The sequence below is a fragment of the Saccharomonospora xinjiangensis XJ-54 genome, assembly GCF_000258175.1.
GTDB lineage: Bacteria > Actinomycetota > Actinomycetes > Mycobacteriales > Pseudonocardiaceae > Saccharomonospora > Saccharomonospora xinjiangensis.
Genome location: NZ_JH636049.1, coordinates 3,104,694 through 3,126,021, shown reverse-complemented (window position 1 = coordinate 3,126,021; position 21,328 = coordinate 3,104,694). Strand labels below are relative to the sequence as shown.

Genomic DNA, 21,328 nt, shown 5'->3' with positions numbered 1-21,328 from the left:
GGGTGCCGTCGAGCGGCGGAATCGGTTGGCCTAGACTGAAGCGGTTGTCTCGGCGAGGTGGGTGCCGCGAGATGTCGCCGGCGCCCGACGTGATCGACGCGGCGGCTTCGAGGGCCCTCGTGCGCGCACGTCGTGGACTCGCCGCCGGACAGCCGACAAGCAACGATCTTGAATTCATCGCGAGGAGTGCATTTCCGTGTCCGAGGTACGTCTGACGGTCGAACCACGCACCGAGTTCGGTAAGGGCGCCGCGCGCCGCACCCGCCGCGCGGGCAAGATCCCCGCGGTGCTCTACGGCCACGGCATCGACCCGAGGCACCTGGCACTGCCTGCCCTCGAATTCGCCCGCGTGATCCGCGAGAACGGGCAGAACGCTGTCATCACGCTGGACGTCAAGGACGCCGACAGCGCGGAGGCCACGCAGCTGGCCCTCACCAAGACCGTCACGGTCCACCCGCTGAAGAACTACATCGAGCACGTCGATCTGCTCGTCGTCAAGCGCGGTGAGAAGGTGACGGTCGAGGTCCCGATCGTCCTCACCGGCCAGTCCGCACCCGGCACACTGGTGACGCAGGACCTCGACACTGTCCAGGTCGAGGCCGACGCGCTGAACCTGCCTGAGCAGCTCGAGGTGTCGATCGACGGCGCCACGGCAGGCACGCAGATCAACGCCTCCCAGGTTTCCCTGCCGAAGGGCTCGACGCTGGTGACCGACCCCGACGCACTCGTCGTCGCCGTGGCGGAGTCCCCGAGCGAGGCCGCCATGGAGGGCGCGGTGGACATCGAGGGCGCCGGTGTCGTCGAGGACAAGCCGGAGACCTCCGAGAACGCCTGAGCCTTCCTGTCGAGGACACGACTGTGACTCCTGATCTGCCGGGGACCGGCGAGCACGTGCTGCTCGCCGGTCTCGGCAATCCCGGACCTCGTTACGAAGGCAACCGGCACAACATCGGCTTCCTCGTCCTCGACGAGATCGCCGACCGCATCGGTGGGCGCTTCAAGGCCCACAAGGGCGGCGCGGAGGTGTGCGAGGGGCGTCTCGCCGGCCGCAGAGTCGTGCTGGCCAAACCGCGATCGTTCATGAACCTCTCCGGTGGCCCCGTCGCGGGCACCGCCCGGTTCTACAAGATCGGCCCCGAGGGCGTCGTGGTGATCCACGACGAGCTTGATCTTCCCTACGGGTCGGTGCGGCTCAAGTTCGGCGGTGGCGCGGGCGGCCACAACGGACTCCGCTCCATCACCAAGTCCCTCGGCACGCAGGAGTATTTCCGCGTCCGATTCGGTATCGACCGGCCGCCAGGACGCATGGACCCCGCTGACTACGTGCTGAAGGACTTCTCCTCCACCGAGCGACGCGAACTGGCGCTGAACATCGGACTCTGCGCCGACGCCGTCGAAGCGTTGATCGGCAAGGGATTGGCCGCCGCGCAGAACGAGTTCCACGGCCGCTGACGGCCTCTCATCCGGTTTGTCACCACCTGACCGGGTTGTCCTGGCTCCTCGATCGGGCTATGCCCTGTGTTGTCAGGTTTCCGGACCTACCGCTCGTGGCTAGGTCGTTGCGCACAGCGACGACGTCTGAGCCCGAGAGAGGTCCCATGTCGTTCACCGCGCGAGAAATCTCCGACATCCAGTTCGACAACGCTCCGTTCGGTCGCCGCGGCTACGCCAAGGCCGAGGTCGATGCCTTCGTCAGCCGGATCGCCCTCACATTGGCGGGCAAGGACACCGTCACGGCCGCCGAGGTCCACCACGTCCGGTTCGGACGCCCGTTGCTGGGGCGGCGAGGCTACGACGAGGAGCAGGTGGACGAGTTCCTCGACCTCGTCGAGCGGCAACTCGCGCAGTCGAGCGGGTTGCGGCCCGCGTCGGCGACGGCGGAAGGTCTCGATCGCTGATGGAGATCACAGCCGACGACGTCGATAGAGCCTGGTTCCCTCCCGCCCCGTGGGGCACGCGCGGCTACAACCGCATGCAGGTCGATGCCTTTCTCAGCCGGGTCGCGGCCACCTTGGAAGGCCGTGACACCGTGACGGCGGCCGACGTGCACAAGGTGGCGTTCACACTGTGCCCGATGGGCCGCCGCACGGTCGGCTACGACCCGGCAGCGGTGGACTCGTTCCTGCGGCTGGTGGAGACGGCGCTCGCGGCCCGCGAGTCCGCCACGCTGCCGAGGGCGTACGTCGCGACCGCGCTCGACCACAGCCACGCCCGCGCACCGTTGTGGCGCAAGCTGGTCTGAAGGACTTCACAAAGAGTTGTTCAGGCCCTCGAGTCGATGAGTTCCCGGTAGCGCGTCGCTGTGGCGGCGCGCTTCACCTTGCCGGACGGGGTCTTGGGCAGGCTGCCCTTCGGCAGCACGACGACCGCGTAGGGGCGGGCGTCCACCGCGTCGCGGACCCTGGCCGCGACCGCCTTCGCCAGCGCGTTCTCCGCATCGGTGTCACCGGCCACAGTGGACTCCAGGACGACGGCGAACCGCTCCCTGCGGGTTCCGGCGTCGATGCGCACCGCCACGGCGTTGCCCGCACGGACACCGTCAACGGCACTCGCGGCCCTCTCGATGTCGGTCGGGTACACGTTGCGCCCACCGAGAATGATGACGTCTTTCTTGCGCCCGCAGATCACGATCTGCCCGTCCACGAGATAGCCGATGTCACCGGTGGGGAACCAGCCTTCGGCGTCCCTCGTGTCGAGAGGGCCGTCCACGGTGAGGTAGCCGGGAGACACCGCTTCCCCGCGAAGCTGGATCTCCCCGACCTCGCGCTCCCCGCGCTCCGTGCCGTCCTCGCCGACGATGCGGGCCTCGAGGCCAGGCAACGGATGTCCGAGCACGGCGAACCGTCGCACCTCGTCGGTATCGCGGCGAGGATCACCCTCCGGCACCGCCACGGCGCGGTCGCCGACCTCCAGTGCCTCGGCCTCGACGACGTCAACCGTGAGACCGGTGAACAGCGGCGCGAACGACACCGCGAGCGTGGCCTCGGCGAGACCGTAGGCCGGAAAGACACACTCGGCAGGCATGCCGAAACGGCTGCCGGCTTCGGTGAAGGTGCGCACCGCCGTCGGGTCGATCGGTTCGGCGCCGTTGAGGGCGATACGCAGGGAGGACAGGTCGTAGGCGCTGTCGTCGTCCACTTTGGCGAGCCTGCGACCAACGATGGCATAGGCGAAGTTCGGGGCGGCCGTCGTCGTCCCCCGGTACCTGCTGATCAGCTCCGGCCACACGAGCGGACCGCCGAGGAAGTCCATCGGCGTGATCTTGACGAGTTCGACACCGAAGGTCATCGGCACGGTAAGGAAACCGACCATGCCCATGTCGTGGAACAGCGGGAGCCACGACACCATCACGTCGGTGTCGAAGTCGAACTCCGCACGCCGCACCATGGCGGTGACGTTGGAGAACAGGTTGCCGTGCGTGATCTTCACGGCCTTCGGGTCGGCCGTCGAGCCGCTGGTGAGCTGCAACAACGCCAGCGCGTCCTCACCCGTGGGTACGGGTTCGGGAAGCGGCGCGGCTTCGAGCAGGTCCGTGATCGAGCGGTAGGCGATGCCGTGTTCGTCGAGCACCGGCGCGAGACCGTCGAACGGCTCCCCCAGTGCGACGAGCGAGGACCCGATCATGCCGAGCACGCGCAGCGTGTCCTCTGCCCACTTGGCGAGATCGGTCCGTGCCGTGGGCTGGTGGAGCATGGTCACGCTGCCGCCCGCGAGCCACACGCCCTGCACTGTCGGCGCGATGAGTTCGGGAGCACCGGCCAGCACCGCGACCGCACCGCCGGGTCGGAGACCGGCCTCGATCAGACCTCCGGCGACGCGGCGGGCCCGCTCGTGCACCTCGAACCACGTTCTGCGCACGGGCTCCCTTGGCTCCCCGGTGACCATCCCGCGTTGCCGCCCACCCGCGTTCGCGGTGGTGACCATCGTCTCCACGAACCGACTCATGTGAAGAACTCTAACCGCGCCCGTTTCCGGCGCCTCGGATGGCCGCCGCAGGGCGGTCAGCCGACGAGTTCCGAGAGTTCGAGCCACCGCTGTTCGAACTCGGCGACCTCGGCCTCAAGTTCCCGCAGCTCACCCGCGTGCCGCTGCAATCCCTCGTAGTCACTCTGGTCGTGCTCGGCGAGGCGCTGATGCATCGCCTTGATCTCCCGCGCGAGTTTGTCGAGGCGTCGTTCGATCGCGCCGAGCTCCTTCTGCGCCGCCCTGCGCCGCGCACCGGAGACGGCAGGAGCCTGTGCCCCCTCCGCGGAGTCCGTCTCCGGCTTCCCGGCAGAGCTGGACACAGTGGACGTTTCAGGTCCGGCGAACACCCCGGTCCCAGTCTGAGAGGCAGACTGCTCCCGACGCAGCCGGAGATACTCGTCCACTCCGCCGGGAACATGCCGGAGCCGACCGTCGAACACGGCGTACTGCTGATCGGTGACCCGCTCCAGCAGGTACCGGTCGTGCGAGACGACGATCAGCGTGCCCGGCCACGAGTCGAGAAGATCCTCCATCGCGGCGAGCATGTCCGCGTCCACGTCGTTGGTCGGCTCGTCCAGCACGATCAGGTTCGGTTCGTCGAGCAGCAGCAACAACAGTTGCAGCCGCCGCTTCTGGCCGCCGGAGAGGTCTCCGACCCTCGCAGAAAGGTGCTCCCTCGCGAACCCGAGACGTTCGAGCAGCTGCGCGGGGGTGTGGTCCTTACCGTCGATGGTGAACGTCGTCCTCGTCCGCGCGAGCACCTCCCTCACCCGGTCGCCACCGATGTCGGCGAGCTGGGAGAACTGCTGGTCGAGCAGCCCAATCCGCACCGTCTTGCCCCGCTTGACACGGCCTGCCGAAGGCTCGACGGTGCCGCAGACCAGCCCGAGCAGCGTGGACTTGCCCGCGCCGTTCGCTCCGAGAATCCCGGTGCGCTCGCCGGGACCGATGCGCCAGGTGATGTCCCTCAGCACCTCGTGGTCGCCGTAGCGCACACTCACGTCTTCGAGATCGACGACGTCCTTGCCGAGCCTGGACACGGCGAGCCGCTGCAACTCGACGGGGTTTCGCACGGGAGGAACGTCGGCGATGAGCTGGTTGGCCGCGTCGATGCGGAACTTCGGCTTCGACGTGCGAGCCGGTGCGCCACGGCGCAGCCACGCGAGTTCCTTGCGGAGAAGGTTCTGTCGCTTGCTCTCGGCCGCCGCCGCGATCCGGTCCCGCTCCACCCGCTGGAGCACGTAGGCGGCGTATCCGCCCTCGAACGGCTCGACGATGCCGTCGTGGACCTCCCAGGTCTCCGTGCACACCTCGTCGAGGAACCACCGGTCGTGGGTGATCACGAGCAGGCCGCCCGCGTTCCTCGACCAGCGGCGTTTCAGATGGTCGGCGAGCCAGGCGATGCCCTCGACATCGAGATGGTTCGTCGGCTCGTCCAGGGCGAGCAAATCCCAGTCGCCGACGAGCAACGCCGCGAGCGCGACCCTTCGACGCTGCCCACCGCTGAGTTCCGCGACCTTCGCCTGCCACGGGATGTCCGAGACGAGACCGTTGATCACGTCGCGGATCGCGGGGTCGCCTGCCCATTCGTGCTCGGGGCGGTCACCGACGATCACATGCCCCGCCGTGGCGCCGGGGTCGAGGTCGTCGCCCTGGCCGAGCACTCCGAACCGGACGCCGCCTCGCCGCGTCACCCGCCCCGCCTGTGGTTCGATCCTGCCAGAGAGCATGCCCAGCAGGCTCGACTTGCCGTCGCCGTTGCGGCCGACGATCCCGATCCGGTCGCCCTCCTCGATCCCGAGTGTCAGCGAGTCGAACACGACCCGGGTCGGATACTCCAGACGCAGGCCCTCCGCTCCGAGCAGATGCGCGGCCATCAGCGTCCCTCTCCCTGTGTCGTCGCGGCAGGCAGCACACCACAGGCCGCGCCGAGCACGGCGCACGGCAGCCGGTCTCCGGTGCTCACCGCGTCGTGATCGGTGTCCATTTGCCTGTTACGTCCTTTCGTCGTCCTGGTCACTCGTCGCACACGCGGGCGCCCTGCACCGGCCCGTGCGCGACCCGCACGGTGCGGCACACCCCCGCCCCCGCGAGTTCGGCGGCGACCTTCAACGCCGATTCGCCGTCGGAGCACAGGAACGCACACGTCGGGCCCGAACCCGACACCACACCGGCGAGCGCACCCGCCGTCACCCCGGCACGCAGCGTGCGACGTAACCCCGGCCTCAGTGACACCGCGGCGGCCTGGAGATCGTTTCCGAGCAGCAGACCGAGCTGCCTCGGATCTCCTGAGGCCAGTGCTTCCAACAGCGCCTCCGGCGAGCCCACCCTCGGCGGGTCGCCCGCGTCCCTGAGCCGGTCGAGTTCGCCGTACACCTTCGGCGTGGACAGGCCGCGCTGGTCGAACGCGAGCACCCAGTGGAATGTGTGCCGCGACAGCACCGGCACGAGCTGCTCACCCCGGCCAGTGCCCAGCGCCGTCCCGCCGTACAGGGCGAACGGCACATCGCTGCCGAGCGTGGCCGCGATCTCGGCAAGCTCATCGCGGTGCAGCTCGAGGTTCCACAGCGTGGTGCACGCCAACAGCGTGGCCGCGGCGTCGGCGCTGCCACCCGCCATGCCCCCTGCCACCGGGATGCCCTTGCGGATCACCACCCGCACCCTGTCGGCCTCGTGTGGTTTGCCGACGTGGTCGGCGAGCGCGCGAACCGCGCGCATCGCCAGGTTGCCGTCGTCCGTCGGCACCAGTCCCGCGCCCTCGCCGGAGACCTCGATCCCGGGCTCGGTGGTGACGAACACGGTGACCTCGTCGGTCAGCGAAAGGGCCTGGAACACCGTCGTGAGGTCGTGGTAGCCGTCGTCCCGCAGATCACCGACGGACAGGTGCAGGTTGATCTTCGACGGCACCCGCACGGTCACGGGTGGCGGTACGACGGCAAGCACGGCCACCAGCCTACTTGCCCGCCAGGAACCACCGATTCAGGCGGCGACGTCACGCAGCCCGTACATCGGTGTGCTGACATGCGCGCCACGCTCGGCGATCCACGCCAGCGCGGCGTCGGCTCGCTGCCCTTCCACACCGAGCCGGAACCGAGCCACCGGCGTGTCACCGAGCCGCGTCAGCCCGCCGCCGATGGTGGTGAAGCCGACGTCGAAGCGTGCCGACGCCTCGGGCAGCAGCGCGCCGACGGCCGCGAAACCGACGAGGACAACGTCCACGGCGCGGTCGTAGGACGACAGGTGTGCCCTCGGCGTGTCCACCGATGGCAGGAGTACTTCCGCGAGCTGGCTCCCGGGCTTGCCGAGCAGGCTCAGCAGCGTGCCGGACTCGACGACACTGCCCCGATCCAGCAAAGCCACCTCGTCGCAGATCCGCTTCGCGATATCGGCATCCCTGGACGTGACGATCACCGTGGCGCCCAGCTCGGCCCTCGCGCGGTCCAGCACGGACAGCACCGAGGCTGACTCCTCAGCACCGACGCCGTCGGTGGGCTCGTCGGCGAGCAGCACCGACGGCGCAGCTGCCAGCGCCCTCGCCACGGCCACCCTGCGCTGCTGCCCCGGTGTGAGTTCCGACGGCAACCGCGCGCCCGAACGCGAGAGCCCGATGACATCGAGCAGCACACCGACCCTGCTCCGCCGCCGGTCGAGTTCGACGCCCATCCGTTCGAGCGGCGCCGCGATGTTGCCTGCCACGGTGCGCTCAGGCCGCAACACCGGGTCCACGATCGCGACCTGCCGCTGAGCGCCCCACAACCTGCGGCCTGCGAGTCTGCTGGTGTCCATGCCGTCGTAGCGAACCGTGCCCCGGTCAGGACGCTCACGCAGCGCGACGCAGCGCGCCAACGTCGTCTTGCCTGCCTGAGCCGGTCCGACGATGCCGAAGAGCGAACCCGCGTTCACGGCGAGGTTCACATCGCGCAGCGCCGTCACGGCGGACTCGGCGGAGGGGAACGACTTGCTGACGTTCTCGACAGTGATCACCACAGCTCCAGGGCAACTCAAAGCAGGCGCCCGCGCACGGACGCCTGAGAAAAGGCAGACGAGGGGAACCGACGTCGGTTCGAGAGGAGGATTCGCTCAGCGAGAAACGGTGTGGCTACAACACGCACACACCGTGCGGCGACCCTGATCCACGACTCTGCGCTGGGTCAACAGCGGGGTGCGATACACAGTTCCTCCATCGGTCCTGGCGTTAGCACCTTCCCCATCAGGGGCGGTTGCTGCGACGTCGCGGAGCCAGGTCTCTCGGTCGCTCAGGATGGATGCCCCCACAGTACATCGGACCGGCCACCGGATTGGCAAGCATGGCAGGCCCAGATCACACTGCTGTCGCAACGCGAGCCAGCTCGGCGAACTCCCCGACCGTGAGCCGCTCACCGCGCGTCGAAGGATCGATGCCCGCGCGGCGGAGGAGGATCTCGGCACGGTCGGCGGAACCCGCCCACGAGGTGAGTGCGGCTCGCAGAGTCTTGCGGCGCTGCGCGAAGGCGGCATCGACCAACGCGAACACAGTCTCACGATCGACGCCTTCCGGCGGGTCCGACCGCTCGAACGCGACAAGTGAGGAATCCACGTTCGGCACGGGCCAGAACACCGAGCGGGACACGGGCGCGACCTTGCGCGCCCTGCCGTACCAGGCGAGTTTCACGCTCGGCACGCCGTAGACGCGACCGCCGGGTGCCGCGGCCATGCGGTCGGCGACCTCGGTCTGGACCATCACCAGCGCGCGACGTAGCGACGGCAGTTCCGCGAGCAGGTGCAACACGACGGGCACGGCCACGTTGTACGGCAGGTTCGCCACCAGCGCCGTCGGCGGAGTCGGCAACTCCTCCGCCCGCAGTCGCAGTGCGTCGCGTTCGAGCACGTTGAACCGGGCGGCATCCTCCGGCGCATGCTCGGCCACGGTGGCAGGCAACCTGGCTGCGAGCACGGGGTCGATCTCCACCGCGAGGACACGCGCCCCGGCATGCAGCAGACCGAGAGTGAGGGAACCGAGTCCCGGCCCGACCTCCAGTACCGCGTCACCCTGTCCCACACCGGCGAGATCGACGATGCGGCGCACGGTGTTGGCGTCGTGGACGAAGTTCTGGCCGAGCTTCTTCGTCGGCCGCACACCCAGAGCCGAAGCCAGCCTGCGGATCTCGGCGGCTCCAAGCAGCCCAGGTGAATCGGTCACCGGATCAGCCTAAAGACCCCGCGCCGCAGCGAAAACCGCGGGCTTTACTGCGGTAGCCCGAGCTTGGACGAGCAGTGCGGCCATGCGCCATAGCCGCCGCGGTCGTCCCGCAGCTTGGTCGCGATCGCGATCTGCTGCTCGCGGGTGGCCTCGTGCGGGTAGGCCGCGTACTGCGTGCCGCCGTAGGCGTCCCAGGTCTGCTTGTTGAACTGGAGACCGCCGTAGTAGCCGTTGCCCGTGTTGATCGACCAGTTGCCGGTGGATTCGCACTGCGCGAGCGCGTCCCAGACGGATCCGTCGGTGACGGCCGGGTTCTCCGGTTCCTTGGTGCCGATCCGGACGACCCTGTCCTCGGCCTCCTTGACGACCTTGACGGACAGCTTCTCGCTATCGACGACCTTGCCGTTCTTCTTCGTCACCCGGTAGGTGACGACCTTCTCGCCCTGCTTGCCTTCCTCCTCGACGACCTCCTTGCCCTTCTCGAGGGTGTCGTCGTGGATGGTCTTGACCTCGGGCTCGATGATCTCGGTCTTGTTCACCACCGAGACGCCGGTGCGGCTGACGTGCACCTCGGCGCCGTCGGTGAGTTTGAACTCCGCGCCTTCTTCGATCTTGTCCTGTTTGCCGAGGTCGAGCTTCAGCTCGGCGAGCAACTCCGCGGCGGTGACGGCGTTGGTGGTGACCTCGCGGGGCTCCTCGCCGCCATCGTGGACGGTGACGGTCTTCTGGGTCTTGACCTCCAGGCGCATGCCGTCGATCGGCAGCTCGCCCGACAGCGGCGCGGAGAACCAGGTACCACCGGTGCTCAGGTGATCGAGGTCGAGCTGGGTCAGCGCCTCGCGGACCGTGGTGGCACGAACCCAGGACTCACGCGACTCGCCATCGACGACGAGGGTGAGATGGCGGCCTCGTTCGAGCTTGATGACCCCGCCGTCACCGACGGGGGCCTGCGGCGACGGCGAGAGCGCGTCGTGAGCGCCGACGCTGATGCCCGCGTCCTCGAGAACCTCGCCGACGGTGTCGCCGTAGCTGCGGATCGTCTGCTTCTCACCATCGACATCGACGGTGACGCTCTTGTTCATCGCGAGCGCCGCGGCACCGCCACCGGTGAGGGTGATCATCACAGCGAGGACGGTGCCCCGCAGGAACCGCTTCTTCCACGTCTTGACGGCGCTGACGAAGCCGTCCTCGCGCTCCGGCTCGGCCTGCGCCTGCGGCTCCGCGGCGGTCTCGGCAGGGAGCACGATCGGCGGAAGCATCGTGGTCTCGGCGTTCACGAGCCTGATCAGCTCGTCAACGTCAACGCCTGCCTCGGACATGAGAGCTTCGGCGTCGGGGCCGAGTGCCGCCAGCACGTCCTGTGGTGTGACCTCCGGCTCGGGCGAGAAGTCGAGGTTCTCGGCTTCGCTCGGCCAGTCGAGCAGGGCCGTTGACGCAGCCGTATGCCCGTCTCTACCAGTCACAGGGTCGATCCCTTCACGTAAGTACACCGACTCCCGCAGTCAGCGCCGCCCCTCGCGTCCCGCAGGACGCTCTCCCCGACGTACACCGACGTGACTGTGGGCCAAGCCGGTCGCGATCCTCGGTCGGCACAGGCCGTCTTCGGATCACTACCCAGCACGGTCACGGGACCATAACGAGTGCCAGGGGGTTGCGCAAATACCCCCAGGGCAACTCGTGATCTTCCTCACGCAGCGCTGCGTGATCACCCAGTCTCCTCGGCGTCACCCGAACGCAGCCCGAACACCCGCTCGGCATTACGCCGTGCTGCCTCTGCCAGGGCCTTCACCGGCTGATTCCGCAGCTCGGCGAGCCCGGCGACCGTGTAGGCCGCGCAGTAGGGCTCGTTGGGCCTTCCCCGGAACGGATGCGGGGTGAGGAACGGCGCGTCGGTCTCGACGAGCAACTGCTCGTCGGGCACCAGCGTGGCCGCCTCACGGAGGGCGTGTGCGTTGCGGAACGTCACCGTGCCGGCGAACGACAGCACGTAGCCCGCATCGACACACCGGCGTGCCACATCGGCGTCGCCTGAGAAACAGTGGAAGACCACCGTCTCGGGGGCGCCTTCGGACTCCAGGATCGCCAGCACGTCGTCGTGGGCCTCCCGGTCATGGATCATGAGCGGTTTGCCCGCCCGCTTGGCGAGGTCGATGTGCCAGCGGAACGCCTCCTGCTGCGCCGAGGGCGGCGAATAGTCCCAGTAGTAGTCCAGACCCGTCTCACCGACCGCGACGACCCGCTCTGCGGCCACGAGGCGTTCCAGTTCGGCCCTGTCCTCGTCGGAGAAGTCCTTCGTGCGCGTGGGATGCAGGGCGACAGCACCGTACAGCCGCTCGTCCCACGCGCACGCCTCCACGACCCACCGAGCCGACGCGAGGTCGTCGGCGACGGTGACGACGGCGGCGACCCCGGCAGCCGAAGCCCTGTCGAGCGCGGCCCTCACCAGCTCCGGCGTCGTCGCGCCGCAGGCGTCGAGGTGGGTATGCGAATCCACCGTCGGTGCCGGAAGCCGCTCCGGTACCGGCGGCAGCTCCCGACGGCTCATTCGGACACCTGGATCGGCGCCCATTCCGGGCCGGTCTCGGCCAGCTTCGGGTCGATCTTGGCGAAGAGCGGGGTCGGCTTGGCCAGCGGCCTGCCCACCTCGATCGGCTTCGACTCCCATGCGGCCTGCTCGACGGTGTAGTCACCGGTCAGGATCGGGTTGATCTTGCCGGGCACGTCGAGATCGGTGACCTCCCGCAGCTCGGGCTGGGCCGCCCACACCCCGGTACCGCCCAGTGCCTCGTGCACCTTCTGCGCCGAGTGCGGCAGGAACGGGGTGAGGAGCGTGTTGGCGTCCGACACCACCTGCAACGCGGTGTGCAGCACCGTGTCCCTGCGCTCGGGGTCGTCCTTGAGCTTCCACGGCTGCTGGTCGGACAGGTACTTGTTGGCCGCGGACACCACACGCATCGCCTCCTGGATAGCCAGCCGGAAGCGAGAACGGGACAGGTGACCGCCGACGGTGTCGAAGGCCGCCCTCGCCTGTGCCTTCAGCTCCTCGTCCTCCCGGGTCGGCGTGTTGGGCCTCGGCACACCGCCGTTGTTCTTGTGGGCCATCGAGATCGAGCGGTTGACGAGATTGCCCCACTCGTTGGCGAGTTCGAAGTTGACGCGGCGGGTGAACTCGTCCCAGGTGAAATCGGTGTCCTGCGTCTCGGGCCCGGCCACGCTGATGAAGTACCGGAGCGTGTCGGGCCCGAACTCGCGCAGGAAGTCGTGCACGTAGATCACCGTGCCGCGCGAGGTGGAGAACTTCGAGCCGCTCATCGTCAGGAACTCACTCGACACGATCTCGTCCGGCAGCCGCAGCGTGCCGTAGGGGCCTGGCTCGCCCCCTTTGTCCCCCGCACCGTTGTGACCGAGCAGCAGCGCGGGCCAGATCTGGGCGTGGAACGTGATGTTGTCCTTGCCCATGAAGTAGTAGCCGCGCGCGTCCGGGTTGTTCCACCACTGGCGCCACGCATCGGGATCACCGGAGCGGCGCGCCCACTCGACGCTCGCCGAGAAATACCCGATCACCGCGTCGAACCAGACGTAGAAGCGCTTCATCGGCTGGTCACGCCAGCCGTCGAGCGGGATCTTCACACCCCAGTCGAGATCGCGGGTGATGGGCCGGGGCCGCATGTCCTCGACGAGGTTACGGGTGAAGTTGACGACGTTGGGCCGCCAGTCGGTCTTGGTGGACAGCCACGTGCCCAGCGTCTCGGTGAACGCGGGGAGGTCGAGGAACAGGTGTTCGGTCTCGACGAACTTCGGGGTCTCGCCGTTGATGCGCGAGCGGGGGTTGCGCAGCTCGACGGCGTCGAGCTGGTTGCCGCAGTTGTCGCACTGGTCGCCGCGGGCGCCGTCGTAACCGCAGATGGGGCAGGTGCCTTCGATGTAGCGGTCGGGCAGTGTGCGACCGGTGGACGGGCTGATGGCGCCCTTCGTGGTCTTCGGGATCACATAGCCGTTGCGGTGCAACGCGAGGAAGATCTGCTGGACGACCTCGGCGTGGTTTCCCGTGCTGGTACGGGTGAAGAGGTCGTAGCACAGCCCGAGGCCCCGCAGATCCTCGGTGATCTGCCGGGTGTACTTGTCGGCGGCCTGCTGCGGCGTCAGGCCCTCGTTGTCGGCCTGCACCTGGATCGGCGTGCCGTGCTCGTCGGTACCCGACACCATGAGCACCTTGTTTCCGGCCATTCGCTGGTAGCGGGAGAAAACGTCCGAGGGGACGCCGAAGCCGGATACGTGGCCGATGTGGCGGGGACCGTTGGCATAGGGCCAGGCCACCGCGGTCAACACTGGGGTGCTCATACCTGATTAGCCTACGGATCGGGTCCGCCGTTTCGTGCGCGAGGCACTGGGAGTGGAGGCATCAGGACGTGTCGGCTGTTCGGTTACTCGTGCTCGGTGTCGTGCGCATGCACGGCAGGGCGCACGGCTACGTCGTGCGAAGGGAGTTGCTGTCGTGGTCCGCGGACAAGTGGGCCAATGTGCAACCCGGCTCGATCTACCACGCGTTGAAGAAGATGAACGCGGAAGGACTCCTCGCGCATGTGGACACCGCCGACGGAGACCGGCCGGACAAGGTGACCTACGAGTTGACGGCAGAGGGGGAACGCTACTTCGACCAGCAACTGGCGACGATGCTGGCCGAGGTGAGGCAGGACCCCAGCGCGAACTACGCGTTCGCCGCCGCTGTCGCGTTTCTGCCCGCGCTGACCAGGGCGAGGGCCACCAGCCTTCTGGAGTACCGCCTCACCCAGCTCAAGGGCGAACTCGCCAATCTCGACGTCGCGTTGAGCGAGGGCGAGAACTGGGGTCACCCTCGCCATGTCAGCGCGCTGTACCGGTTCTGGCGCGCTCACGTGGAGGCGGACACCACGTGGACGCGGGACCTGCTCGACCGGCTCGGGGCAGGCGAGTACGTCATGGCCGACGACGCGGGGAATTCGTTCGGCCGCCCCACGAGCAACCGGTAACCCTCTTAGTCAAATTTGACTAGCGTCTCCGCGCTGAGGCAGAGTGGTCGCGTCAGTCGATAGTCAAATTTGAACACGGAGGCTTACGCATGATCCACGCACGCGGCCTAGCCCGGCGGTTCGCCGCAAGGGGCCGCACGGTTGACGCCGTCAAAGGGGTCGATCTCGATGTCGGAGAAGGGGAACTCGTCGGCTTCCTCGGGCCGAACGGGGCAGGCAAGACCACGACACTGCGCATGCTCACCACACTGCTTCGCCCCACGGCAGGCGAGGCCACGGTGGCAGGTCACGACCTGATGCGCGATCCACTCGGCGTCCGCAAGCGCATCGGCTACGTCGCACAGGGCGGCGGCGCCCTGCCGGAGTGCAGGGTGAGCGAGGAGATCGAACTCCAGGGCAGGCTGTACGGGTTGCCGAAGCAGGAGACCCTCCGGCGCGCCGCCACACTGGCCGATCGACTTGATCTGTCCGGATTGGACGGAAGGCTCACCAAGACGCTGTCGGGAGGCCAGCGTCGCAGGCTCGACATCGCGCTCGGGCTGATCCACAACCCGCCGCTGGTCTTCCTCGACGAACCAACAACCGGGCTCGACCCGCAGAGCAGGGCGAACCTCTGGAACCACATCGCGGGTCTGCACGCCGAGCACGGTGTCACGGTGTTCCTCACCACCCACTACCTCGACGAAGCCGACGCCCTCTGCGATCGCATCCTCGTCATCGACGGCGGCCGGATCGTCGCGGAGGGAACCCCCGACGAACTCAAGGCCCGCGTGTCCGGCGACAGGGTCGAGATCGGCGTTGACGGCAGGCAGGCAGCCGACGCCGCCGCACTGGCAGGCAAGCTCGACGGCGCGCACGACGTGAGCACGGCAGGCGACCTCGTCCGGTTCAGGGTTCCGCGCGGCGACCTGGTGCTGCCCGAACTACTGCGCGCTTTCGACTCCCACGGTGTGGCGATGACGTCGATGCAAGTGCGGCGCCCGACCCTCGACGACGTGTTCCTCACGATGACCGGCCGCAGCCTGCGCGAGGCCGAATCCGGCACCGAGGAGGTCCTTGATGTGGCGTGACGTGTGGTTGATCTTGCGCAGGGACTTCGCGCTGTCCGTGCGGAATCCGGCCTGGCTGATCATCCAGATCATGCAACCGGTGCTGTACCTGGTGCTCTTCGGCCCGCTGATGGAGAAGGTCGTCGCCAACACGCCCGGCTTTCCACCCGGTGACGTCTGGACCATCTTCACCCCTGCCCTGATCGTGATGATCGCGCTGTTCGGCACCTCGTTCGTCGGCTTCGGCCTTCTCGCCGAGTACCGCAACGGCGTCGTCGAGCGGCTGCGCGTGACTCCAGTGAGCAGGGGTGCCCTGTTGCTGGGCAAGGTCGTGAACAACATGCTCCAGGCGCTGGCGCAAGCCCTCATTCTCATCGCGTTGGCGGTGCTCGTGTTCGGCCTGCGCGCCCCGGTGACGGGCATCCTGCTCAGCCTGGTGATCGCGGCTCTGCTCGCGGTCACGATGGCATCGCTGTCGTACGGGCTCGCGTTGACGCTCAAGAGCGAGGAGGCGTTTCCCGCACTGCTGAACGCCATCCTCCTGCCCGTGCTGCTGCTCTCCGGCATCCTGCTGCCCATCACAGCCGGCCTGGCACCCGGCTGGCTCTACACGCTGTCGCGCCTCAATCCGTTCAGCCACATCGTCGAGGCCGAACGCGCGGGTTTCCGGGGCGAATTCACGATGGACGGCCTGCTCACCGGCAGCGTCGTGCTGCTGGTGCTGACCGTGCTCGCCGTGTGGTGGGGCGCAAGCACGTTCCGCAAGGAAACCGCGTGAGCTACCTCCCGCAGTGAGCGCGGACCCTACCGATGCCCCCGAGGTATGCCTCTCGGGGGCATCGGTGGATCGGTGCCGTGTGGTCCCTGCCGTGTGCCGCCTTCCGAAACCACATTCGACCTGCAATTTTCGCCCTGCAAGCCACCTGTGCGCCACACTGGCTCAAATTTGGCGCCATCGTGGCATTGCTTAGGTGCCATTCATGTGCCATAGTAGTGCCATGGACTTGACCTCGTATGTGAACAACCTCGGACGGGAGTTCGCCACGCTCGCCGAAGCCGGCGGAGACGAGGCGCGTGCGCTGGTCGAGCGCCTGGCCGGATCACTGGAGTCGGCGATCCGGATGACACTGCTCGACGCGCTGTCCGCCGCCGCGGACGAGATCACCCGTGACCTCGCTCCGGGATCGGTGGAACTACGCCTGCGGGGCCGTGATCCCGACTTCGTCGTGACCCCGCCGCCCGGCGAGCCGGTCGAACCCGCGGCGGAGGACACGGCCATCGCAACCGGCGGCAGCAGGGTCGAAACCGAGTTGAGCGAACTGCTGATGGCCGAAAGCAGCCCTGTGGCGCGGATCAACGTACGCCTTCCCGAACCGCTCAAGGCCGCCATCGAGGAGGCTGCGGCCAAGGAGGGGCGGTCAGTCAACGCCTGGTTGGTCCGCTCGGCCGCCGCAGCCCTGCAACGGCCGGGTGGCGACCCACACCCGGAACCGCCCGGCAGCGGAAAGCGGGCGAAGCAGGGACTCACAGGCTGGGTCCGTTAGCGCCCGGCGAACACCTTCCTCACCTCACATCCCTGACCTGCGGGGATGCCTCACCAACCCATGATGTGGAGACCCCCATGCCGAAATTCGAGACACCCGAGCCGATCTCCGTCGTGCTCGAAATCGGTGTCGCCAACGTGCGGATCGCCGCGAGCGACCGCACCGACACCATCGTCGAGGTCCGTCCCAGCGACGAAGCCGACGAGTCCGATGTGAAAGCCGCGCGGCAAGTCCGTGTCGAGTACGCGAACGGCACCCTCCAGGTCACCGGCCCGAAGGCGCGCATGTTCGACTTCTCCCGCGAGAGCAGGTCGGTGGACGTGTCGATCGACCTGCCTGGTCACTCCACGCTGTCCTCCGAGATCCAGGCAGGTGGCATCCGTTGCACCGGCAGTCTCGGCGAATGCGACATCAAGCTCTCTGCAGGGAACGTCCAGCTCGAACGCACAGGTCCGCTGCGCCTCCGCACCTCGGCAGGCCACGTCACCGCCGACACCGTCACCGGCGACGCCGAGGTCTCCACCGGCTCGGGAAGGATCCAGATCGGCGAGGTGGACGGCACCGCGGTGATCAAGAACTCCAACGGCGACACCCTGATCGACGCTGCCACCGGCGACGTGCGGGTGCGCTCGGCCAACGGAGACATCCACATCGAGCGGGCGGGTGCCGACGTCGAGGCGAAGACGTCCAACGGAAGCATCCGCCTCGACGAGGTGGTCCGGGGTTCGATCGCCCTCGACACGGCCATGGGCGACCTGGAGATCGGCATCGCCGAAGGCACAGCGGCCTGGCTCTCGGTGAACACCGGCTTCGGACAGGTCCGCAACCTGCTGGAGAACGCCGACCGGCCCTCCGAGCCCGGCGAGACCGTCGAGGTGCGGGGCCGCACCTCCTACGGCGACATCACGATCCGCCGCCCTGCGACCACGTTCTGAACTGGGGAGAGACAACCATGACCACCACGCGCTCCAGCGCGGCCATCGCCGTCAACGGGCTCCGGAAATCGTTCGGTGACAAGGTCGTTCTCGACGGCCTCGACCTGACCGTGCCACGCGGAACGGTGTTCTCACTGCTCGGCGCGAACGGTGCGGGAAAGACCACCACGGTCAAGATCCTGTCCACGTTGCTCAGTGCGGACTCCGGTGACGTTCACGTCGCGGGGCACGATCTCGCCCGCGAACCCGACGCGGTGCGCGCCGCCATCGGAGTCACCGGCCAGTTCTCCGCTGTGGACAACCTGCTCACCGGTGAGGAGAACCTGCTGCTGATGGCGAATCTGCACCACCTCACGAAGGAGGAAAGGCGGCGGCGCACAGCGGAACTCCTCGCGCGATTCGATCTCACCGACGCCGCGGCGAAGCCGGCATCGACCTACTCAGGAGGCATGCGGCGACGGCTCGACCTGGCGATGACACTGGTCGGCGACCCGCAGGTGATCTTCCTCGACGAACCGACCACCGGCCTCGACCCGCGCAGCCGGCGCAACATGTGGGACATCGTCCGCGGCCTGGTCGCCGACGGCGTCACCATCTTCCTGACCACGCAGTACCTGGAGGAGGCCGACGAGCTGGCCGACCGGATCGCGGTCCTCGACAAGGGCAGGCTCGTCGCCGAGGGAACAGCCGACGAGCTGAAGCGGCTGGTGTCGGGCGGACACGTCAGGCTGCGGTTCGCCGACCACGACAGCCTCGACACGGCACGACGAGTGCTGGGGCAGACCACACCGGACAGCGACGCGCTCGCACTCCGGGTGCCCAGCGACGGAAGCCTGCGCTCGCTGAAAATCCTGATCGACCGGCTCGACGATCGAGCCGTCGAGGTGGAGGAGCTTTCCGTGCACACCCCCGACCTCGACGACGTGTTCCTCGCCCTCACCGGCAACCCGACCGACGAGAAGGTGACCACCCGATGACTACACCCGCGCTCGCAGGCCGTGCCCCGGCCGAATTGACCTTCCACCCTCTGCGCGATTCGGCGACGATGCTGGGCCGCAACCTCAAACGCATGCTGCGGTACCCGTCGATGACCATCATGCTCGTCGGGATGCCGGTCGTCTTCCTGCTGTTGTTCGTCTACGTGTTCGGCGGCACGCTGGGAGCCGGACTCGGAGGGCCAGCGGCCGGAAGGGCCGAATACGTCAACTACGTGGCCCCGGCGATCATCTTGATGACCGTGACGTCCACGGTGCAGGGGACCGCGATCTCGATCGCCATGGACATGACCGAAGGCATCATCAGCCGGTTCCGCACCATGCACATCTCCCGTGCCTCGGTGCTGACCGGGCATGTGCTGGGCAGTGTGCTCCAGGCGATGTTCGCGCTGGCGATCGTGATCGGTGTCGCGCTTCTCGTCGGCTTCCGGCCATCAGCAGGGCTCGGCGGGTGGCTGGCCGCAGCGGGTTTCCTCGTGGCCGTGACCTTCGCTCTCGTCTGGCTCGCCGTCGCGCTCGGCCAGGTGAGCAAGAGCATCGAGACCGCGAGCAATCTGCCCATGCCGCTCATTCTCCTGCCGTTTCTCGGCAGCGGGTTCGTCCCGACCGACTCCATGCCTGCCGGGCTGCGCTGGTTCGCCGAGTACCAGCCGTTCACGCCGATCATCGAGACCCTGCGTGGCCTGTTGATGGACAAGCCGCTCGGCAACCACCTGTGGATGGCGCTGCTCTGGTGCGCGGTCATCACCCTCGGCGGCTATCTCTGGTCGAAGCGCCTGTACAACCGCGAGTCCGGCTGAGCGCGCACGAATCGAGCGGCGGCATTAGCCTGCCGCCATGACGAGGAACGGCGCGCGGGGTGAGGTGACAGGAATCAGCCTCGCCCCGCACAGCCCGCCCACGGACTGGCAGGCGCTGGCAGCCCGCCGCGCCGTCACGTTCGCCTCGATCGACATCACCGAGAACAGCAACTGGGCCGACCGCGACGCCGCAGCCTCACTGACCGCCGCGCTGAACGCGGGAATCCACGCCGGACTCCGGCACCGTGCCAGGCCGGGCGGACCCCAAGACCAGGCACGACACGTCGTGCGCGTCGGCAAACCGCTCGGTGCGTTCACGCCGGGCACCCTCGCGCCGACATTGGACGCCCGTGCGGAAGGAGTGGACGACCGCTTCGTCCGCACCTGGATTCGCACGCTGCGGCAGGAAGCCGTCCTCCGGCGTGTGCTCGTGTACGCCGATGTGGAGCACTGGCTGCACCGGTTCCGGCCGGAGAGGTGGGCCGACGACGGCGTCGTGTTGTGGTCGGCCTGGCACAACGGCATCCCCGGCCGTGCGGGATGGTTCCACCCTCGCCTCGGCCTGCACGAGCATTCGGGTGACAGCCGCGTCGGCCGTCACGGGCTCGTCTACCCCTTCACCCTCGCCGACCTCCTGGTGTAAACAGCCGTTATCAAATGTCCTTTGAGGACATAACGGGGGTTGTGGCGATGGTGGACGAAACCCGTTCTGAAGATCAGGGGCGTAGCGCGTGGTGACAAGGACACTGTCGTCGCACTAACACCAATGTCGGGTCGTGTTGGTGGCAGCCCCGCTTCGAAGCCGTGACGCAGGCGGAGTGGTGTCCGTCGCCACCGAACGGTCATTCGAGCACGAGCCTGCTGCGCGTGAGATAGACGTTGTACGGCCCCCACTGCGACACCAGGTAGTACAGGTCGGGGCCGTCGAGCGACCACGGGTGAAGGTAGCCGCCGTAGACTGCCGGGTACTCGTCACCGGAGACCACCACCTCACCGGAGGTCCACGGGCCGGTGAGTCGCGCCGCGGAACGGAGCACGATGCCACGGCGGGTCTCGTCGAGGTGCATGAGCAACCATCGGCCGAGCGTCCGGTGAAACCCCAGCGACATCTCTCCCACCGGGCCTGCCGCCACGGGAGCGGCCGCATGCCATCGCGTGCTCCAGCCCGAGCCCGTCCAGTAGCGGAACGCGCGCGTGGCAGGCAGCGCGGTGGGGTCCGCTCTGGCCAGGTACGCGTCACCGTAGCGACCGTTGGTGGTGCCCAGCAGGTACAGGTGATCGTCGGCGAGCGCGAACGCGCCGAGCTGGAACCGATGCCCGCCCCAGCGGTTCGGCCAGCGCGCACCGCGTGGGGCGCTCCAGGTATTCCCGCCGTCGTGCGACACGGCGATGCCCGCGTGGTTCGTGCGCCACACGCCCGGCCTGATCCATTGCCGAACCGACATGTAATGCAGGTACTGCGTGCCTGCCACGGCGATGCCGCTGTTCGGGATCGTCGTGATCTCGCGGCCCCTTCCCGACGGCAGCACCTGCGCGGCACTGCCGTCCGCCCTCGCCACCACACCATCGAGTCGCAGACCTGTGGCGAGGTCCCGGTCGGTGGAGCAGGCCAGCACGTTGCGACGCCAGTCGGCTTGCGCCGGTCCTGGCCCGCTGCCACCCCAGCCCTCGCCGTAGGTGTCACCGAATGCCACGAGCACCCTGCCGTCACCACTCTCCCAGCAGACGCCGAGATCAGTGGCGTGGATACCGAACCGCTCGTCGGTTCTGCCCGGCGAACCGGCCCCGGTCACGAGGCCGATCCGCGTCGTCTCGCTCACACCCACCACACCATCGACGGTAGGTGTGCGC

At 68.1% G+C, this 21,328-nt stretch carries 21 protein-coding genes and 1 riboswitch; of the genes, 12 read left to right on the top strand and 9 right to left on the bottom strand.

The window, feature by feature from the left end; all coding sequences use genetic code 11:
- Positions 1-196 precede the first annotated feature (196 nt).
- The 4 genes from SACXIDRAFT_RS14105 to SACXIDRAFT_RS14090 all read left to right on the top strand — a co-directional run bounded on the left by SACXIDRAFT_RS14105 (position 197) and on the right by SACXIDRAFT_RS14090 (position 2,242).
- Positions 197-835, top strand: coding sequence for a 50S ribosomal protein L25/general stress protein Ctc (locus tag SACXIDRAFT_RS14105; RefSeq protein ID WP_006239244.1), 639 nt, complete (start codon positions 197-199; stop codon positions 833-835).
- Between the two features lie 23 nt (positions 836-858).
- Positions 859-1,452 (top strand): aminoacyl-tRNA hydrolase, encoded by a 594-nt coding sequence (gene pth / locus SACXIDRAFT_RS14100; protein ID WP_006239243.1) that lies wholly within the window; start codon positions 859-861, stop codon positions 1,450-1,452.
- Between the two features lie 146 nt (positions 1,453-1,598).
- Positions 1,599-1,898 carry a DivIVA domain-containing protein gene (locus SACXIDRAFT_RS14095; protein ID WP_006239242.1) on the top strand — a complete coding sequence of 100 codons (300 nt, stop codon included), beginning with the start codon at positions 1,599-1,601 and terminating at the stop codon, positions 1,896-1,898.
- The gene (locus SACXIDRAFT_RS14090) at positions 1,898-2,242 is read left to right on the top strand and encodes a DivIVA domain-containing protein (RefSeq protein ID WP_006239241.1); all 345 of its coding nucleotides are present in this window, start codon (positions 1,898-1,900) and stop codon (positions 2,240-2,242) included. The genes SACXIDRAFT_RS14095 and SACXIDRAFT_RS14090 overlap by 1 nt, the downstream gene beginning before the upstream one ends.
- Before the next feature lie 20 nt (positions 2,243-2,262).
- Here SACXIDRAFT_RS14090 and SACXIDRAFT_RS14085 read toward each other — a convergent pair whose 3' ends face one another.
- The 8 genes from SACXIDRAFT_RS14085 to metG form a co-directional block, all read right to left on the bottom strand.
- Positions 2,263-3,945, bottom strand: coding sequence for a fatty acyl-AMP ligase (locus SACXIDRAFT_RS14085; protein WP_006239240.1), 1,683 nt, complete (start codon positions 3,943-3,945; stop codon positions 2,263-2,265).
- Between the two features lie 56 nt (positions 3,946-4,001).
- Positions 4,002-5,843, bottom strand: coding sequence for an ABC-F family ATP-binding cassette domain-containing protein (locus tag SACXIDRAFT_RS14080; protein ID WP_006239239.1), 1,842 nt, complete (start codon positions 5,841-5,843; stop codon positions 4,002-4,004).
- A gap of 139 nt (positions 5,844-5,982) precedes the next feature.
- A complete protein-coding gene (locus SACXIDRAFT_RS14075; protein ID WP_006239237.1) occupies positions 5,983-6,909 on the bottom strand; it encodes a 4-(cytidine 5'-diphospho)-2-C-methyl-D-erythritol kinase in 927 nt (308 codons plus the stop codon).
- A gap of 36 nt (positions 6,910-6,945) precedes the next feature.
- Positions 6,946-7,950 (bottom strand): methionine ABC transporter ATP-binding protein, encoded by a 1,005-nt coding sequence (locus SACXIDRAFT_RS14070; RefSeq protein ID WP_006239236.1) that lies wholly within the window; start codon positions 7,948-7,950, stop codon positions 6,946-6,948.
- A 193-nt stretch (positions 7,951-8,143) separates the two neighbouring features.
- Positions 8,144-8,234: riboswitch (SAM riboswitch) on the bottom strand.
- A 53-nt stretch (positions 8,235-8,287) separates the two neighbouring features.
- Positions 8,288-9,145 carry a 16S rRNA (adenine(1518)-N(6)/adenine(1519)-N(6))-dimethyltransferase RsmA gene (gene rsmA, locus SACXIDRAFT_RS14065; RefSeq protein WP_006239235.1) on the bottom strand — a complete coding sequence of 286 codons (858 nt, stop codon included), beginning with the start codon at positions 9,143-9,145 and terminating at the stop codon, positions 8,288-8,290.
- Between the two features lie 44 nt (positions 9,146-9,189).
- Complete coding sequence (locus SACXIDRAFT_RS14060) at positions 9,190-10,608, bottom strand: resuscitation-promoting factor (protein ID WP_006239234.1); 1,419 nt, start codon at positions 10,606-10,608, stop codon at positions 9,190-9,192.
- 242 nt (positions 10,609-10,850) lie between these two features.
- Complete coding sequence (locus SACXIDRAFT_RS14055) at positions 10,851-11,690, bottom strand: TatD family hydrolase (RefSeq protein ID WP_006239233.1); 840 nt, start codon at positions 11,688-11,690, stop codon at positions 10,851-10,853.
- A complete protein-coding gene (gene metG / locus SACXIDRAFT_RS14050; RefSeq protein ID WP_006239232.1) occupies positions 11,687-13,486 on the bottom strand; it encodes a methionine--tRNA ligase in 1,800 nt (599 codons plus the stop codon). The genes SACXIDRAFT_RS14055 and metG overlap by 4 nt, the downstream gene beginning before the upstream one ends.
- 68 nt (positions 13,487-13,554) lie before the next feature.
- Here metG and SACXIDRAFT_RS14045 point away from each other — a divergent pair, with 68 nt between their 5' ends.
- From SACXIDRAFT_RS14045 to SACXIDRAFT_RS14010, 8 genes are all read left to right on the top strand, one after another.
- Complete coding sequence (locus tag SACXIDRAFT_RS14045; RefSeq protein ID WP_006239231.1) at positions 13,555-14,154, top strand: PadR family transcriptional regulator; 600 nt, start codon at positions 13,555-13,557, stop codon at positions 14,152-14,154.
- Between the two features lie 89 nt (positions 14,155-14,243).
- Positions 14,244-15,224, top strand: a complete 981-nt coding sequence (locus tag SACXIDRAFT_RS14040) for a daunorubicin resistance protein DrrA family ABC transporter ATP-binding protein (RefSeq protein WP_006239230.1) — start codon at positions 14,244-14,246, stop codon at positions 15,222-15,224.
- A complete protein-coding gene (locus tag SACXIDRAFT_RS14035) occupies positions 15,214-15,981 on the top strand; it encodes an ABC transporter permease (protein ID WP_006239229.1) in 768 nt (255 codons plus the stop codon). Before SACXIDRAFT_RS14040 ends, SACXIDRAFT_RS14035 begins: the two co-directional genes overlap by 11 nt.
- A 220-nt stretch (positions 15,982-16,201) precedes the next feature.
- Positions 16,202-16,747, top strand: coding sequence for a ribbon-helix-helix protein, CopG family (locus SACXIDRAFT_RS14030; protein ID WP_040922184.1), 546 nt, complete (start codon positions 16,202-16,204; stop codon positions 16,745-16,747).
- Positions 16,748-16,824: 77 nt separating this feature from the next.
- Entirely contained in the window at positions 16,825-17,682 is an 858-nt protein-coding gene (locus tag SACXIDRAFT_RS14025) for a DUF4097 family beta strand repeat-containing protein (RefSeq protein WP_006239227.1), read from the top strand.
- Between the two features lie 17 nt (positions 17,683-17,699).
- The gene (locus SACXIDRAFT_RS14020; RefSeq protein ID WP_006239226.1) at positions 17,700-18,659 is read left to right on the top strand and encodes a daunorubicin resistance protein DrrA family ABC transporter ATP-binding protein; all 960 of its coding nucleotides are present in this window, start codon (positions 17,700-17,702) and stop codon (positions 18,657-18,659) included.
- Positions 18,656-19,477 carry an ABC transporter permease gene (locus tag SACXIDRAFT_RS14015; protein WP_006239225.1) on the top strand — a complete coding sequence of 274 codons (822 nt, stop codon included), beginning with the start codon at positions 18,656-18,658 and terminating at the stop codon, positions 19,475-19,477. Before SACXIDRAFT_RS14020 ends, SACXIDRAFT_RS14015 begins: the two co-directional genes overlap by 4 nt.
- Before the next feature lie 37 nt (positions 19,478-19,514).
- Positions 19,515-20,120 carry a GH25 family lysozyme gene (locus tag SACXIDRAFT_RS14010; protein WP_006239224.1) on the top strand — a complete coding sequence of 202 codons (606 nt, stop codon included), beginning with the start codon at positions 19,515-19,517 and terminating at the stop codon, positions 20,118-20,120.
- A 199-nt stretch (positions 20,121-20,319) separates the two neighbouring features.
- On the opposite strand, the gene SACXIDRAFT_RS14005 is transcribed toward SACXIDRAFT_RS14010, so the two are convergent.
- The gene (locus tag SACXIDRAFT_RS14005) at positions 20,320-21,306 is read right to left on the bottom strand and encodes a glycoside hydrolase family 183 protein (RefSeq protein WP_040922183.1); all 987 of its coding nucleotides are present in this window, start codon (positions 21,304-21,306) and stop codon (positions 20,320-20,322) included.
- Positions 21,307-21,328: the final 22 nt, after the last annotated feature.